Annotated in this window: 13 protein-coding genes; 8 read left to right on the top strand and 5 right to left on the bottom strand. The window is 71.2% G+C overall.

The features are described 5' to 3' along the window. Positions 1 to 205: 205 nt before the first annotated feature. Both ACQEUX_RS14015 and ACQEUX_RS14010 read left to right on the top strand, forming a co-directional pair. Complete coding sequence (locus tag ACQEUX_RS14015; RefSeq protein ID WP_433049829.1) at positions 206 to 598, top strand: type II toxin-antitoxin system RelE/ParE family toxin; 393 nt, start codon at positions 206 to 208, stop codon at positions 596 to 598. Further along, complete coding sequence (locus ACQEUX_RS14010; protein WP_433046710.1) at positions 598 to 912, top strand: helix-turn-helix domain-containing protein; 315 nt, start codon at positions 598 to 600, stop codon at positions 910 to 912. The genes ACQEUX_RS14015 and ACQEUX_RS14010 overlap by 1 nt, the downstream gene beginning before the upstream one ends. Before the next feature lie 8 nt (positions 913 to 920). On the opposite strand, the gene ACQEUX_RS14005 is transcribed toward ACQEUX_RS14010, so the two are convergent. After that, a complete protein-coding gene (locus tag ACQEUX_RS14005) occupies positions 921 to 1,616 on the bottom strand; it encodes a response regulator (RefSeq protein WP_433046707.1) in 696 nt (231 codons plus the stop codon). Then, positions 1,613 to 3,199, bottom strand: coding sequence for an ATP-binding protein (locus ACQEUX_RS14000; RefSeq protein WP_433046704.1), 1,587 nt, complete (start codon positions 3,197 to 3,199; stop codon positions 1,613 to 1,615). The genes ACQEUX_RS14005 and ACQEUX_RS14000 overlap by 4 nt, the downstream gene beginning before the upstream one ends. A gap of 100 nt (positions 3,200 to 3,299) precedes the next feature. Here ACQEUX_RS14000 and ACQEUX_RS13995 point away from each other — a divergent pair, with 100 nt between their 5' ends. Continuing rightward, complete coding sequence (locus ACQEUX_RS13995; RefSeq protein ID WP_433046701.1) at positions 3,300 to 4,682, top strand: cation:dicarboxylate symporter family transporter; 1,383 nt, start codon at positions 3,300 to 3,302, stop codon at positions 4,680 to 4,682. 172 nt (positions 4,683 to 4,854) lie between these two features. Here ACQEUX_RS13995 and ACQEUX_RS13990 read toward each other — a convergent pair whose 3' ends face one another. After that, positions 4,855 to 5,646 (bottom strand): SIR2 family NAD-dependent protein deacylase, encoded by a 792-nt coding sequence (locus tag ACQEUX_RS13990; protein WP_433046698.1) that lies wholly within the window; start codon positions 5,644 to 5,646, stop codon positions 4,855 to 4,857. A gap of 83 nt (positions 5,647 to 5,729) precedes the next feature. Continuing rightward, complete coding sequence (locus ACQEUX_RS13985) at positions 5,730 to 6,089, bottom strand: hypothetical protein (RefSeq protein ID WP_433046695.1); 360 nt, start codon at positions 6,087 to 6,089, stop codon at positions 5,730 to 5,732. Between the two features lie 476 nt (positions 6,090 to 6,565). Here ACQEUX_RS13985 and ACQEUX_RS13980 point away from each other — a divergent pair, with 476 nt between their 5' ends. The 4 genes from ACQEUX_RS13980 (at position 6,566) to ACQEUX_RS13965 (ending at position 13,588) form a co-directional block, all read left to right on the top strand. After that, positions 6,566 to 8,740, top strand: a complete 2,175-nt coding sequence (locus tag ACQEUX_RS13980) for a protein kinase domain-containing protein (protein ID WP_433046692.1) — start codon at positions 6,566 to 6,568, stop codon at positions 8,738 to 8,740. 73 nt (positions 8,741 to 8,813) lie between these two features. Further along, positions 8,814 to 10,232 carry an FAD-dependent oxidoreductase gene (locus ACQEUX_RS13975; RefSeq protein ID WP_433046689.1) on the top strand — a complete coding sequence of 473 codons (1,419 nt, stop codon included), beginning with the start codon at positions 8,814 to 8,816 and terminating at the stop codon, positions 10,230 to 10,232. 94 nt (positions 10,233 to 10,326) lie between these two features. Further along, entirely contained in the window at positions 10,327 to 12,489 is a 2,163-nt protein-coding gene (locus ACQEUX_RS13970; RefSeq protein ID WP_433046686.1) for an FUSC family protein, read from the top strand. 61 nt (positions 12,490 to 12,550) lie between these two features. After that, positions 12,551 to 13,588, top strand: a complete 1,038-nt coding sequence (locus ACQEUX_RS13965) for an aminotransferase class V-fold PLP-dependent enzyme (protein ID WP_433046683.1) — start codon at positions 12,551 to 12,553, stop codon at positions 13,586 to 13,588. A gap of 21 nt (positions 13,589 to 13,609) precedes the next feature. Here ACQEUX_RS13965 and ACQEUX_RS13960 read toward each other — a convergent pair whose 3' ends face one another. Further along, positions 13,610 to 14,782, bottom strand: a complete 1,173-nt coding sequence (locus ACQEUX_RS13960; protein WP_433046680.1) for an acyl-CoA dehydrogenase family protein — start codon at positions 14,780 to 14,782, stop codon at positions 13,610 to 13,612. Positions 14,783 to 14,880: 98 nt separating this feature from the next. Between ACQEUX_RS13960 and ACQEUX_RS13955 the strand changes: the two genes are divergently transcribed. Next, complete coding sequence (locus ACQEUX_RS13955; RefSeq protein WP_433046677.1) at positions 14,881 to 15,537, top strand: TetR/AcrR family transcriptional regulator C-terminal domain-containing protein; 657 nt, start codon at positions 14,881 to 14,883, stop codon at positions 15,535 to 15,537. Positions 15,538 to 15,543: the final 6 nt, after the last annotated feature.

Below are 15,543 nucleotides of genomic sequence, written 5' to 3'. Positions count from 1 at the left end.
GCTGCGTCTACTCGCGCCGAACCCGTGGCCGAACACGTCCGGTTTTACCCGGAGATGTCGTCGTCACCCGCCATGTCTGGTCTCCCTGGTCATATCGCTTGCACCCAACTCCACCGAGTCTAACAACGGATCTTCGCCCCGCCACCGGGTTCCTGGCCCGCGGGGTGCCCTGGAGCATAAGTTTAGGTCGAGCTATAGTTCTCCCCTGTCTCATGAGCCGCCACCTCGCTGGGCGATCAGGACGACAAGGGACGTCCGGGACTGGTTGCGATCTCTGCGCCAGGCTGACCCCGCGACGTACCGGTCGGTCAACGTGGCAATCGACATGCTCGCGGAGACTGGTCCGGGCCTGGGGCGGCCGTTGGTCGACACCCTGAGAGGCTCAAGCATCAGCAACCTGAAAGAGCTACGACCGAGGTCCGGACGGGACGTCGCGGTTCGGGTGCTGTTCGTCTTTGATCCCTGGTCCCAGGCCGTGCTATTGGTGGCCGGCAACAAGGCAGGAGATTGGAATCGGTGGTACGAGAGTGCGATTCCGGTCGCTGAGGTTGCGTACGAGGGCTGGCTTGCCTTCGAAAGGAAGCGGAGGGAGGGCTGATGAGCGATTTCCACGACTGGCAAGACATTCGGGCCGAGCTGCACGACGGAGACGATGAAGCGCTTGATGCCGAACGTGCCCGTACCGAGGCGTGGATCAGCGCGTTCCACCTTGCTGAGGAGCGGAAGCGGCTGGGCCTGACGCAGCGGCAGGTGGCGGAGCTGATGGGTGTCACGCCCGGCCGGGTGAGCCAGATCGAGAACGGCGATCTGGAGGCCAACGAGGTTGCGACGCTGAGCCGATATGCGCGGGCGCTCGGCGCACGGATGCGGATTATCTTCGACTACGGCGACGACCTCCGTCAGATCGCCTGACCTGTCGCTCACCTCGGTCGGTATTCGACCTCCGGGCGGCCGGGGGTGCCGTAGCGAGGGCTGCGCGCGGCCCGGTCGACGGTCACCAGGTATTCCAGGTAGCGGCGGGCGGTCACCCGGGAGATGCCGGTCCGAGCGCTCACCTCGGTCGCGGACAGCCCCACCTCCGTGCGGGTTCCCTCGGTGAGGGCGGCGCGTACCCGATTGAGCGTCTGCGCGTCCAGCCCCTTGGGCAGGCTGTGCCCGGCGGTTCCGCGCAGGGTGGCGAACATCTGGTCCACCTCGTGCTGGGCGGCCACCTCACCGTCGGCGAGCGCCTGGGCGCGGTAGTCGGCGTACCGCTCCAGCTTGTCGCGGAACGCGGCGAACGTGAACGGTTTGAGCAGGTAGTGGGTCACCCCGAGGGACACGGCGGTGCGCACCACCGCCAGATCCCGCGCGGAGGTCACCGCCAGCACGTCGATGCTGCTGCCGGCGGCCCGCAGCGCCCGGCAGACGTCCAGGCCGTGCAGGTCGGGCAGCCGGAAATCAAGGAGTACGAGGTCGACGTCGCCGCCGTTGTTGGCGCGCAGCGCCGCCATCGCCGCCCGCGCGGTGTGCGCCACCCCGACCACCACAAAACCGGGAACCCGTTCGGTGTACGCGGTGTGCGCCTCGGCCAGCAGCGGCTCGTCCTCCACGACCAGCACCCGGATGTCGGTCACGGCCGCTCACCCCCGCCCGGCAGCCGGACGGTGAACAGGCTGCCGCCGTCGTCCGAGCGGGCAACCTCGGAGCTACCGCCGTGCCGGCGGACCACCTGACCGACCAGCGCCAGGCCGAGGCCCCGGCCGGTGCTCTTGGTGGACCAGCCGCGCCGGAACGCGTCGGCCACCCGCTCCGGGGCGAGGCCGGGGCCGCTGTCGGCGACCCGTACCACCAGCTCGTCGTCGACGGTGCCGACGAAGACCCGCACCCGGCGCGGCGCTGGCGTCCCGGCCACCGCCTCCAGGGCGTTGTCGACCAGGTTGCCGACGACGGTGAGCAGGTCGCCGGTCGGTAGAGGGCTGTCGTCGAGGCGGCAGTCCGGCTCGATGACCAGGTCCACCCCGCGTTCGCCGGCCTGCGCCGACTTGCCGAGCAACAGCGCGGCCAGCGCCGGCTCGGTGACCGCGCCGACCACCCGGTCGGTCAGCTGCTGGGCGAGAGCCAGGTCCCGGGTGCCGAGCCGGACGGCTTCGTCGGCGCGGCCCAACTCCACCAGGGTCAACACGGTGTGCAGCCGGTTGGCCGACTCGTGGGTCTGCGCCTGCAACGCCTCGGTCAGCGCGCGGACGGAATCCAGCTCGCTGGCCAGGGTGCGCAGCTCGGTCTGGTCGCGCAGCGTCAGCACGGTGCCGAGCACCGTGCCCTCGAATCGCGTGGTCCGCTGGTTGGCGACCAACACCCGGTCACCGGCGATGACAGGTTCGTCACGGGCGTCGCGTCCGGTGCCGAGCAACTCGGCCACCGCGGGCGGAAGATCGATCCCGGCGACCGGCTGGTCGACCACCGGGGCATCCGCGTCGAGCCCCAGCAGCCGGCGGCCCTCGTCGTTGACCAGCGCCACCCGCCGGTCGGTGGTCAGCACGACGAGACCTTCGCGCACCGAGTGCAGAACCGCGTCGTAGTACTCGTACATCCGGGTCATCTGCGCCGGCCCCAGCCCGTGCGTCTGGCGCCGCAGGCGGCGGCTGAGCAGCCACGACCCGGTCGCGGCGAGCGCGAGAGCCGGTGCGGCCACACCGAGCAGCACCGGCAACTGGCCGAGCAGCTTCCGGTCGATCGCGCGGGTGGTGATGCCCACCGAGACCAGGCCGACGATGCGCCGCTGTTCGTCGTACACCGGCACCACCGCGCGCACCGACTCGCCGAGCGTGCCGACGTTGGTGGTGGTGAACGGGCGGCCCGCCAGGGCGGGCCCGATCTCGCCGACGAACGGCTGGCCGATCCGCTCCCGGGTGGGGTGCGAGAAACGGGTGCGGTCGGGTGCCATCACCACCACGAAGTCGGTGCCCGTCGCCAGCCGGGTCGATTCGGCGTACGGCTGGAGGACGCTGGCCGGGTCGGCGGTCGTGAGGGCCGCACGGACGTCGGGGGAGCGGGCCACGGTCTGCGCCACCGCGAGCACCTCCTCCTGCGCGGCCTGGCGGGAGTCACTGCGGGCCAGCCAGGCGGCGCCCGCCGCGCCGGCCAGCACGAGCAGCGTCACCACCACCGCCTGGAGGGCGAAGAGTTGCCCCGCGATGCTCCACTGGCGTCGGGCCACCTCCACCACCTCCTCGTCGCGCCGCTGCTGTTGTCTTCTCCGCGGTGAACAGAATGACCGCAAGGCTGTCAACCCGTGAGACGCGCTTCACATTGTCGACATGGACACCACCGCATCCACCACCTCACCGGCACCCCCGGTCCGTCGGGACCGTACCCGTTACCTCTACCTGGCCGTCATCGTGGCCGTGCTCGCCGGCATCGTGGTTGGCCTGGTCGCCCCCGATTTCGGCAAGGAACTCAAGCCCATCGGCACCGGCTTCGTCAACCTGATCAAGATGATGATCAGCCCGGTCATCTTCTGCACCATCGTGCTCGGCGTCGGTTCCGTCCGGCAGGCCGCGAAGGTCGGCAAGGTCGGCGGCCTCGCCCTCGGCTACTTCCTCACCATGTCGACCGTCGCGCTCGCCATCGGCCTGGTGGTCGGGAACCTCATCCACCCCGGCTCCGGCCTGAACCTCGGCCAGGACCTCGCGGGCGCGGGCAAGGCCGCCGCCGGCGACGAGGCCGGCGGGACGGTGGACTTCCTGCTCGGGGTCATCCCGACCACGCTGCTCTCCGCGCTGACCGAGGGCGAGGTGCTCCAGACGCTGCTGGTCGCCCTGCTGGTCGGTTTCGCCGTACAGGCCATGGGCCGGCGCGGTGAGCCGGTGCTCAGCGCCATCACCGTCATCCAGCGGGTGGTCTTCAAGGTCCTCGCCATGATCATGTGGCTGGCACCGATCGGCGCGTTCGGTGCGATGGCCGCCGTCGTCGGCGCGACCGGCGTGGACGCCCTCAAGAGCCTCGCCCAGATCATGGTCGGGTTCTACGCGACCTGCCTCATCTTCGTCCTGGTCTTCCTGGGCGCACTGCTCTGGTTCGTGGCCCGGATCTCGATCTTCTCGCTGCTGCGCTACCTCGGCCGGGAGTTCCTGCTGATCCTGTCGACCTCGTCGTCGGAGTCCGCGCTGCCGCGGCTGATCGCCAAGATGGAGCACTTCGGTGTCAGCAAGCCGGTCGTCGGCATCACGGTGCCCACGGGGTACTCGTTCAACCTGGACGGCACCGCGATCTACCTGACCATGGCGTCGCTGTTCATCGCCGATGCGCTCGGCAAGCCGCTCTCGATCGGCGAGCAGGTCTCGCTGCTGCTGTTCATGATCATTGCGTCCAAGGGTGCTGCCGGCGTGACCGGCGCCGGGCTGGCGACGCTGGCCGGTGGGCTTCAGTCGCACCGGCCGGACCTCGTCGACGGGGTCGGGCTGATCGTCGGCATCGACCGGTTCATGTCGGAGGCTCGGGCGCTGACGAACTTCGCGGGCAACGCGGTCGCGACCGTGCTGGTGGGGACGTGGACCGGGGAGTTCGACCGGGAGCGGGCGGCCGGCGTGCTGCGCGGCGACGACCCGTTCGACGAGGCGACGATGCTCGACGAGCACGACGACGAGCCGGTGGCGCGGCGCACCGACGAGACGGCAACGCCGGTCGGGGCGTCGGTCTGATCGGGCCCATCTGAGGCCGCGTCGGTCGAGCACGGGCGCGGCCCCTGGGTCTCCATCGGGGATGCCGGAACGGCGTCCTTCCCTTGATCAGGTGATGAAAAGTAGGTGCCCAGGCCTCTCCTGACCTACTTTTCATCACCTGATCACGTGGTGGCCGCCGCGCGGGCCTCGGTCAACCTTCTCCGTTCGGCCCCCATGTCGCGGCGACCAGAGCAGGAAGAACCTGCGCTGAGGTGCCGCGCAGGTTGACGGCGCAGACCTCGTCCAGTGGCGTCCGTTGCGGGTTGATCTGGATCACCGTGGCGCCCGAGCGGGCCGCGATCCGCGGAATCTCGGCAGCCGGGTACACGACGCCGGAGGTGCCGACGGTCAGCAGCACGTCGCAGGCGGAGGCGGCGTCGACCGCAGCGCTCAACGCCGCTTCTGGCAGCCCTTCACCGAACCACACCACTCCTGGGCGGACGAGCGCCGCGCAGGACGAGCACCGAGGCGGCGGGATCCGGCGGCCTTCGGGCGGCTCGCCTGCCTCGCCGTCCGGCGGCGCCGGGAAGGTCGCCGGGTGCGCGGCTGCCGCCACGCAGCGGGGTGCGAAGAGACTGCCGTGCAGGTGGATCGCGAGCCGGCTTCCGGCTCGTTCGTGCAGGTCGTCGACGTTCTGGGTGACGAGGGTGCAATCGGGGACCTGGGCTTCGATGGCGGCGATCGCGAGATGCCCGGCATTGGGTTGGGCTCGGCGCACCCGCGCACGTCGCCATTCGTACCAGCCCCAAACCAGGTCCGGATCGGCGTGGAACGCCTCCGGAGTGGCGAGCTGATGGGCGTCGAAACGCGCCCACAGGCCGGTGAGATCGTCGCGGAAGGTGGGCACGCCACTCTCGGCCGAGATGCCGGCACCGGTGAAGACGACGATCCGGCGGGCGTCACGAAGCATGAGGGCAGCCTGCTGCAACAACGCTTCTTCCATGTGGCTGGATCCTGCCAGCCGGGCAGGACGCTGTCGCGCCCGCCTGTGCAAGCTGCCTGGGCGCCCAGCAGGAGCGCATGGCTCTACGACGTGCTGTTCTCGTCGCAGGCGACGCCGATGCCGAGGTGGAAGCGGTCCTCCCGGCCATTCGACCGCACGATGAGCGGTACGCAGGCGGCGCGCGCGACCCACGTCCCACCGACGAAGGCGAGCCATTGAGCCTGCCCGTCGGTCGGCGCGCAGGCGCGCACCGTGGCGGTCGTCGCCGGCGTGTGGGAAGCACCCCACCCGATTCGGGCGTCGTCTTCCCATCCGGGTGCCACCTGAATGTCGACGACCGCGCCGGCGCGTACGACCAGCCCCCATTTGGCGAATAGTCGAGCCGCTGGATCGGCCTCTCCTGATTTCTCCGCAGACAGCACCGTGTCGTCCGGTGTCGCCATGTCTTCTCCCACGAGAAGATAACCCGCCGGTAGTGTCGGCAGCGCCGCTACCGATGTCGTGCATGCCGGCACGCCACTGCTCGCGGGCGTCGGCTGGGTTCTGTCGTCGACAGGTGGCGCGGTGGGCTGGCGTGAATCGTTTGAGGGCGTGCAGGCGGATAGCGCCACCAGCAGGCACAGGAGAAGGCTCTGCCCCAGAAACGGCCTGGCCCGGGTGCCTGGCCCAGGCTCCGGGTGGACCGGGACCGCCGCGTCCCAGGTCTCCACAGAATTCGAATTCATTCGATATTCATAGCACGTTGCCGATATACGTGTTGGTAACATCGCGCTGGGCAACAATGCGGGCGTCAATAGTGGAGTTGTGCCGAAATGGTGCAGTGGTTAACCGCCGAACCCGCCTGTGACAAATCCAACTGTCGCTTTTCTACCCGCCGCAAGAATTGGGTACGTAAACATCGGCCCGGTACCTTCCTGTCGTGCCCGACGCCTCTCGACAGTTGATTGCCGATCGTTACCGGCTGGTCCGTCCGCTCGGTCAGGGCGGGATGGGCCGCGTGTGGCAGGCCCGTGACGAGATGCTCCAGCGAGACGTGGCCATCAAGGAGTTGGTTGCCCCGCCCGGCCTGCGGGACGACGAACGCCGGGAGATGCGCGAACGGTCCATGCGCGAGGCGCGGGCCGTCGCCCGCCTGGGCCACGTCAACGTGGTACGTGTCTTCGACGTACTGCACTCGGGCGACGACCCATGGATCGTCATGGAGCTCGTCCCGTCCCGATCCCTGCACCAGGTGCTCGAGGCCGAGGGGCCGATGCCGGCGGCCCGCGCCGCGCAGATCGGTCTGGGCGTGCTGGGTGCGCTGCGGGCCGCACACCAGGCCGGCGTGCTGCATCGGGACGTCAAGCCCGCCAACGTGCTGCTCGCCGACGACGGCAGGGTGGTGCTGACCGATTTTGGTCTGGCCACCCTTCCCGGTGACCCACGCATGACCCAGACCGGGATGGTGCTCGGCTCGCCGGCCTTCCTCGCGCCGGAGCGGGCCACCGACGGCGATGTGGGCCCGGCCGCGGACCTCTGGTCGCTCGGCGCCACCCTCTACGCGGCGGTCGAGGGACGCACCCCGTACCACCGCTCGTCGCCGATCGCCACGCTGGCGGCGCTCGCGACCGAGCCGCCGCCGCCGCCGAAGCGGGCCGGGCAGCTGACTCCACTCCTGGAAGGGTTGCTGCGCCGCGAGCCGGATCAGCGGATCAGCGCCGAGGAGGCGGACCGGCTCCTGCGTCAGGCCGCGACCCCGGGCGAGCCGGTCGCTCCGGTGAGCCAAACCGGCGACGGGCCGGTCGCCAGGGTGAGCCCCACCGGCGACGGGCCGGTCGCCCGGATCAACTCCACCGGCGACGTGTCCGGCCCGAAGATCGTGCCCGAGTTCGTCACCGCCGAGTCCGGCCCGCCCGCGTCGCCGGCCGCCCTCGATGCGCCCGTCGCACGCCCGGGCCGTCAGCGTCGGGCCCGGCTGATCGGGTCACTCGCCGCCGCCGTGCTGCTCGTCCTGCTGGTGACGGTGTCCCTGCTGAACGGCGGACCGTTCGGCGGAACGGGCGACGGCGGGGTGGCGGCGCCGACCGTGAACACGTCGTCCATCGCCGAGTCACCGGTGTCCAGGGTGCTGCCACCGCCGCCTGCGGGCTGGCGCTACTACCGGGACGATCCCCGCTTCCTCGTACCGGTGCCGGACGGCTGGCATTCGCGGCGCGACGGTGAGCGGGCCGAGTTCCGCGAGCCGGACGGCAGCCGGGTGCTCGTCGTCGACGAACTCCGGTCCATCCCCGCGGATCTGGTCGCCGAGCTGCGCGCGCGGGAGAAGGCGGAACGCAAGCGGTACGCCGACTACCGGCAGGTCCGGCTCGCCGCACTGCGCTACCAGGTGCGGGCCGCCGAATGGGAGTGGACGTACACCGACGAGGACGGCACGCCGATGCGCACCGTGAGTCGTGCGTTCGTCGGTCACAACGGGCACGCGTACTCGATCGGCTGGACCACCTCGGCCGCCGAATGGTCGGCGAGCGCGGGCGTCTTCGCGCTGATCGCGGATGGTTTTCAGGGGCTGCCGGTCGCGGCCGGCTCGCCGTCCAGGTCTGCCGAACCGCCAGCGCCCGGGAGCCCGGGGCAGCCCTCGCCGGGGACAGGCAGCACGGTGACGACGGCTCCGGGGAACCCGGCGCAGCAACCGTCGGCCCCGCCGCCGTCTCCGACGCAGAGCACCGTGCCGGCCGGGAAGCAGATCCTCAGTTTCGCCAGTGAGCGTTGCATCGACATTCCGGATGGCAACGCCACCGCTGGTGTTCGGCTGCAGATCTGGGACTGTCGTCGCACCGCGAAGCAGCTGTGGACCTTCCCCGCTGACGGCACGGTCCGTTCGATGGGCAAGTGCCTCGATGTCGCCGGCCACTCCACCGAAGACGGGGCAGCCGTCATCCTGGCCGACTGCTCCGGCGCGGGGTCGCAGAAGTTCACCCTCAACAAGGCCTACGACCTGGTGAACACCAAGGCGGACAGGTGTGTCGACGTGCTCGACGCGAACCCGAACAACGGTGCCCGGTTGCAGATCTGGCAGTGCCTCGGGACCGCCAACCAGAAATGGCGGGCCAGCTGAGCGCTGACGACGGGCGCTCCGATGGTTACGGTCGTGGATGCCGAGGTTTCCCGACCACCTGAGGAGCGATCGCATGCCCCCCTCTCCGTCCCGGCTCTTCTCGGAGATTGCGACGGCCGAACGACCGGCCGCGACCACAGTGGTCATGCGGCGTGCGGTGGTGCTCGGTGGCAGCATGGCCGGGCTGATGGCGGCCCGGGTGTTGAGCGACCACGCCGAGGAAGTGCTGATCATCGAACGGGACCCGTCCGGTGTCGATGCCGGGCCTCGGCCCGGTGTGCCCCAGGGCAGTCAGGTGCACGCGCTGCTGCCCGCCGGTCAGGTCCAGTTGGAACGCTGGTTTCCCGGCATCGCCGACGAGGCGCTCGCCCTCGGTGCCCCTCCGCCGCCGAGCGACCAGGGCACGGCGAAGATCTTCGTGAACGGCGTGCTGGGGTTGCCGCCCGCACCGACCGACACCGGTCCGGCGCTGATCACCACGCGTCCGTTCCTGGAGGCGCTGGTCCGGCGGCGGACCCTCGCCGTCGACAACATCCGAATGGTGTACGGCCGGGCGGAGGGCCTGCTCTTCGACGAGCGACGCGTCACCGGCGCCCGATACGTGCCCGAGGGCGGCAGCGGGCCGGTCGTCGAACCGGCGGACCTGGTGGTCGACGCGATGGGGCGGTCCAGTCGGCTGAGCGACTGGCTGGCCGAGCACGGCTGGCCCCGCCCGCCGATGCAACGAATGCCGATCAAGCTGAACTACGCGACGGCGCTCTACAAGCGCGACGAGAAGGTCAGCGACACCTGGGTGGCGGTCTTCCACACCATGGCGGGCAAGGGCCGCACCGCCCGGATCGGTGGCATCAACTCGGTCGAGGGTGACCGCTGGATCATGCTGGTGGCCGGCTACGACGAGGACCGGCCCAGCCGCGACGTCGCCGACTTCACCGCGCGCTGTCGGGAGCACTACCCGCAGATGTTCGGCGACATCGCCGAGCGCGGGGAGATGCTGGGCCCGGTGGTCACGTACCACCAGGCGGACAGCCGACGCCGCGACTTCCACAAGCTCGACCGGCTGCCCGCCGGGTTGGTCGCCGCCGGTGACGCGGTCGCGTCCTTCAACCCGGTGTACGGCCAGGGCATGACCTCCGCGACGCTGCACGCTTCCTGCCTGTCGGCGTATCTCCGGTCCGGCCCGAAGCCGCACGACGAGCCCGCACGGGCGTACTTCGACCACGTCCGGGTGGTCGTCGACGCCGCCTGGCAGGTCTCCACCACCGCCGACATCGAGCTTCCGCACGTCGACGGGCCGTACCCACCCGGGTACAAGGTCACCAAGTGGTTCGGTGACCTGCTCTTCCGGACATCACTGACCGACCCGGTGCTCAACGCCCGGCTGGGCCGGGTCACCACCATGCTCGACCACCCGGCGACCCTGAGCCGCCCCGGCACCCTGTTCCGAGCGCTCCGGCTCGGCCTGTTCGGAAGCCGTCCCACCGCCACCTGACGGTGATTCGTCGCGAAAACCGCCGTCACCGGGAGGCCCGGTGGAGAATGGTGGGCCGGGGAGGGGTGCCGCGACGAAACCCGGGGGAGCAGGCGTGCTCGGAACCAGCCTCCTTGGCCGGCTTCGCCGCCGTGACCCGGGGGACGTCATCCTGCGACGGGCGGCACGGCTGACACTCGTCGCGTCCGTCGTCTTCTACGGCTGCCGCTACGGTGCGGGCAACTCCCTGATCGCCACGTACGGTCTGTTCGGGGTGATCGCCGCCGGGTCGTTCGCGCAACTGCCCGGGCCGGCGCGGCAGCGGGCGCGGATCCTCGTCACGTCTCTGCCGGTGGTCTGGGCGCTGATCGCCGCGGGCGCGCTGTTGGCGGTGAACACGTGGGCGGCCGCCGGCGGGATGCTGGTCATCGGGTTCGTCGTGGCGTTCGCCGGGGTTGGCAACCCGCGCCTGGTGGGGCTGGCGAGCGCGTTCCAGCTCTTCTACATCCTGGCGTCCTTCCCGCCCTACCAGCCGGGCACCCTGCTGGAGCGTCTCGGCGGGGTCACGCTCGGCATCGTGCTGCTCGCCGCGGCCGAGGTGTTCCTCTGGCCCGACCCGGTGCCGGTCTCCTACCGGCAGCGTCTCGCCGAGGCCGCGGACGGCGTCGCGGCGTTTCTCGACACCGCCGCAGACGAGTTGACCGACCCGCGCGCCGGTGCGGGTGGTCGGGACACGCGGCGTAAGCGGGCGCACGACGTGGTGGCCGCCGTCGAGTTGGGCCGCATCCCTCCGGTGTGGGCCCCCACCGCGGCGGGCGTTCAGGATCGGGCGTTGCGGCTCTGCGCGGCCGCGTTACGGGAGGTGCTCGCCGAGGCGGACCGGCTGGCGGCGGACGCGCCGCCGGAGCCGATCCCGGACCTGGCGGCGGCGCGTCTGCTGCGCTCCTGCGCGGACACGACCCGCGCTGCCGGCCGGACTTTGTCGCCGGGTGGCCCGGTCGTCCACCTCGACGAGCTGGACGCCGCGTACGGGCGAGCCGAGGCGGCCTACCCCGTGGGCGGGGACGACGGCCGCGACACGTCGGACGTACCCCGGTTGTGCCGGGACGCGACGGCGTTGGCCCTCGCCGACCAGGTACGGGTCTTCGCCTTCGGCGCCCGGGTGGCCACCGGGGTGCGGCTCCGCGGCGAGGACGCCTACCCCGGGCTGTTCGAGTACGCGCGGCGCAGCCCGTGGACGCTGTACTGGTTGCAGTTCCGTTCCCACCTGGCACCCCGCTCCGCCCACCTGCACAGCTCGTTGCGGCTGGCTGTGGCGCTCGCCATCGCCCGGGTGGCCGCCGGGGAGTTGCAGCTGACCCACGGCTTCTGGGTGCTGCTGGCCACCCTCACGGTCCTCCGTACCTCGGCGGCGGACACCCGCACCGCGCTGCGACCGGCCGTGCTGGGCACGATCGCCGGTGCCGTCGTCAGCGGCGGGCTGCTCGTCCTCGACCAGCCGATCGCCTACGCCGTCGTCCTGCCGGTCACCCTGATGCTGGCCCTCGGCGTTGGTCGCCTCCTCGGCCCGGTGTGGCAGCAGGCGCTGTTCACCCTGCTGCTGACGGTCGTCTTCGCGCAGCTCACCCCCGAAGGGTGGCGGCTCGCCGAGGCCCGCCTCGTCGACGTACTGCTGGGCGCGTTGATCGGTGTGCTCGCCGGCGTGGCGATGTGGCCGCGTGGCGCGAGCCACGACCTACGGCGCAATGCCACCCGCTATCTGAAGGCCAACGCGGACGCGATCGAGCAGACCGTCCAGGCGGTGCTCGGTGGCGCTCCATCTCCCGACCGTGCCCTCGACCGGGTCCGCAAGCGGATGGTCCTCGTCGACTCGTCGTACCTCCAGTACCAGTCGGAGCGGCACGATCCGCGCCGTCAGCAGGTGAACTGGGACGCCGTCCTCAGTGCCGGGCACCACATGGTGTTCGGCGCCGAGTCGCTGCTGCGCCGCAACCCGCCCGGCTGCCTCGCCGGCTGGCCCGTGGCGGCGGCGTTGCTGCGGGACACGGCCGGGCACCTGCGATCGGCGTACGACGACCTCGCCGACGCGGTGGAGCATCCCAGGCCGTCGGGCCCGATACCTGCCCCGATCACCTGTGTCGATGAGGTGGATCGGATCCGTCCGCTGCTCGGCGAGGTCGATCCCCAGGCGGTCCGGCACCTGGTCGAGGTCGACCGGTGGCTCGCCGGTCTCGCCGACGGCCTCGCCCGGATCCACGCGCCCGCTGCTCGGACCTGACAGGCCGCAGATCGCCGATTGGTCGTGCCCGTTCGACGCCACCCCGCCTACCGTCGACGCCATGGAGATCGAGCAGGCGCAGAAGCTGTGGCAGCCGGAGCCCGGTTGGTTGAACACCGCCAGCTACGGCTTGCCGCCCGAGCCGGCCTGGACGGCGCTGCAGGAGACCCTGGCCGAATGGCGGGTGGGCCGTACGTCGTGGGAGGGCTGGGGCGAGTCGGTGCACCGGGCCCGCACCGCCTTCGCCGGCATCATCGGGGTGCCGGCCGGTGACGTGGCGGTCGGTGCGGCCGTGTCCCAGATCCTCGCGCCGGTCGCGGCGGCACTGCCGGCCGGGGCCACGGTGGTGGTCCCCGAGGTCGAGTTCACCTCGAACCTGTTTCCCTGGCTGGTCCAGGAGGATCGCGGCGTCAACATTCGTATGGTGCCGCTGGAGTCGCTGGTCGACGCGATCGACGCCGACACCGATCTGGTCGCGTTCAGCCTCGTGCAGTCGGCGGACGGGGCTGTCGCGGCGTACGACGAGATCGTGGCCGCGGCCCGCGCGCACGGCGCTCTGGTGGTGGTGGACGCCACCCAGGCGTGCGGTTGGCTGCCGTTCGACGGGAGCCGGGCCGACGTGGTGGCGGTGGGCGGTTACAAGTGGCTGATGAATCCGCGCGGCACCGCGTACGCCTATCTGGCCCCGGCGTTGCGCGACCGGCTGCGCCCCGACGCCGCCGGCTGGTATGCGGGCCGCGACCCGCACGCCTCCTACTACGGCCCGCCGCTGCGGCTGGCCGACGACGCCCGCCGGTTCGACATCTCGCCAGCGTGGTTCAGCTGGGTCGGTGCGGCGCCCGCCCTGGAGGTGGTGGCCGAGATCGGCGTGCCGGCGATCCGGGCGCACGATGTGGCCCTGGCCAACCGGTTCCTGACCGGGCTGGGCCGGCCGGCGGGGGAGAGCGCCATCGTCAGCGTGGACGTACCCGATGCGGCGCACCGCCTGGCGGCGGCCGGCATCCGGGCGGCGGTCCGCGCCGGACGGGTCCGCGCCTCGTTCCACATCTACTCCACCGAGGCAGACGTGGACGCCGCACTGGAGGCGCTGACCGGCTGAGCCGGCCAGGCGGACACCACCTCAGGCCAGGTGACCACCGATCTTCGTGTACCCGCGCAGCAGGTCCCGCGAGATGATCAGACGCTGCATCTCGTCGGTGCCCTCGAAGATCCGGTAGAGCCGGACCTGCCGGTACCAGCGCTCGATGGGCAGCTCACGGGTGTAGCCCATGCCACCGTGGATCTGGAGCACCCGGTCGACCACCCGGTTGACCATGCCCGCGCCGTAGAGCTTGCCCATCGACGAGGCGTGCCGGGGGTCCAGGCCCTGGTCCACCGTCCAGGCGGAGCGCAGCACCAGCCAGCGGGCCGCCTCCAGCTCGGTCTCCGAGTCGGCGATCATCCACTGGATGGCCTGGTTGGTGCCGATCTTCGCGCCGAAGGTCTCGCGGGTGTTGGCGTAGTCGATCGCCATCTGCAGCACCCGTTCGGCGATGCCGATGGCGTGCGACGGGATGGTGTAGCGGCCCTTGCCGATCCACTCCATGCCCAGCGTGAAGCCCTGCCCGATCTCGCCGAGGATGTTGCGGTGCGGCACGCGTACGCCGTCGAAGATGAGCGACGCGGGCCCGCCCTCGCCCATCGTCTGGATGAACTCCGAGCGCCAGCCCATCGCCCGGTCCACCAGGAACGCGGTGGCCCCACCGTTGCGGGCACCCCTGTCCCGGTCGGTCACCGCGACCACGATGGCGAAGTCGGCGTCGTGCCCGCCGGTGATGAAGGTCTTCTCGCCGTCGAGGACCCAGTCGTCGCCGTCGCGGCGGGCGGAGAGCCGAATGTTCGCGGCGTCCGACCCCGCGCCGGGCTCGGTGATCGCGAAGCAGGAGCGCCGCTCGCCCTCGATGGTCGGGATGAGGAACTCCCGCTTCTGCTCCTCGGTGGCGTGGAACAGGATGTTGTCCGCCTCGCCGCCGAAGCGGAACGGCACGAACGTGTGGCCCAGCTCGGTCCAGATCAGCGACTGGAGCACCGCCGGCAGGTTCATGCCGCCGTACTCCTCCGGCGTGGCCAGGCCCCAGAAGCCGAACTTGCGCGCCTTGAGCTGCAGCTCGCGCACCTCGGAGTGGTCGAGGCCCGGCTGGTGCGCCCGCTCCCGGCGGAGCACCTCCGCCTCCAGGGGCATCACCTCGCGGCGGATGAACGATCGGACGGTGTCCCGTACCGCCCGCTCCTCGTCGGTCAGTGAAAAGTCCACGATGGCCCTCCTGGCGTCGGCGCTGCCGGTCACCCTTAAACTAGCGGTGCAAGTTTTGCCGCGTCCAGACCTGACGGCCGAGACCATCGAGGAGCGCAGTGCCCCGACCCCGCCAGCCCCGGCTCACCCGGCAGCTGATCGTCGAGACCGCCACCGCGCTGATCGACGCCGAGGGCCTGCCCGCCTTCTCCACCCGCCGGCTCGCCGCCGATCTGGGTGTACGCGGGCCGTCGCTCTACAACCACTTCGCCACGAAGGACGAGATCCTCGACGCGGTCGCCGACACGGTCACCGCCGCCGTCGACACCAGTGGCCTCGCCAGCCGGGACTGGGCCGCCGCGCTGCGCGACTGGGCCTGGTCGTACCGGCGGGCGCTCACCGCGCACCCGAACATCGTGCCGTACCTGGCCCAGGGGCCGGGCCGTCGACCGGCCGCGCTGGCCATGGCCGACGCGGTCTACGGCGGCCTCGTCCGCGCCGGCTGGCCACCCGCGCGGGCCACCCACATCGGCGCCGCCCTGCGCTACTTCGTGGCCGGGTCGGCGCTCGGCTCGTTCGCCCGGGGTTTCGTCGAGGACCCGGAGCTGTACGCCGCGCACTACCCACACCTGCGCCAGGCGCACCTGCTCGCCGAGCACCAGCAGAGCGTCGACGAGGGCGCCTTCGCCCTCGGCCTGGATGCCCTGCTGCACGGCCTGGCCGCCGAGTACACCCGCACGGTCGGCACGGTGGAGTCCGCCCGGCCCAGCGGGTAGCGTCCA

This window comes from Micromonospora sp. CA-259024, assembly GCF_050936255.1.
Taxonomy (GTDB): Bacteria; Actinomycetota; Actinomycetes; order Mycobacteriales; family Micromonosporaceae; genus Micromonospora.
This window is presented reverse-complemented; position numbering and strand designations above follow the sequence as displayed.

Bases quoted from the DNA above. Each gene is read 5' to 3' on its own strand.
- ACQEUX_RS14010 (WP_433046710.1), top strand. From the start codon at position 598: ATGAGCGATTTCCACGACTGGCAAGACATTCGGGCCGAGCTGCACGAC.
- ACQEUX_RS13995 (WP_433046701.1), top strand. From the start codon at position 3,300: ATGGACACCACCGCATCCACCACCTCACCGGCACCCCCGGTCCGTCGG.
- ACQEUX_RS13990 (WP_433046698.1), bottom strand. From the start codon at position 5,646: ATGGAAGAAGCGTTGTTGCAGCAGGCTGCCCTCATGCTTCGTGACGCC.
- ACQEUX_RS13985 (WP_433046695.1), bottom strand. From the start codon at position 6,089: ATGGCGACACCGGACGACACGGTGCTGTCTGCGGAGAAATCAGGAGAG.
- ACQEUX_RS13975 (WP_433046689.1), top strand. From the start codon at position 8,814: ATGCCCCCCTCTCCGTCCCGGCTCTTCTCGGAGATTGCGACGGCCGAA.
- ACQEUX_RS13965 (WP_433046683.1), top strand. From the start codon at position 12,551: ATGGAGATCGAGCAGGCGCAGAAGCTGTGGCAGCCGGAGCCCGGTTGG.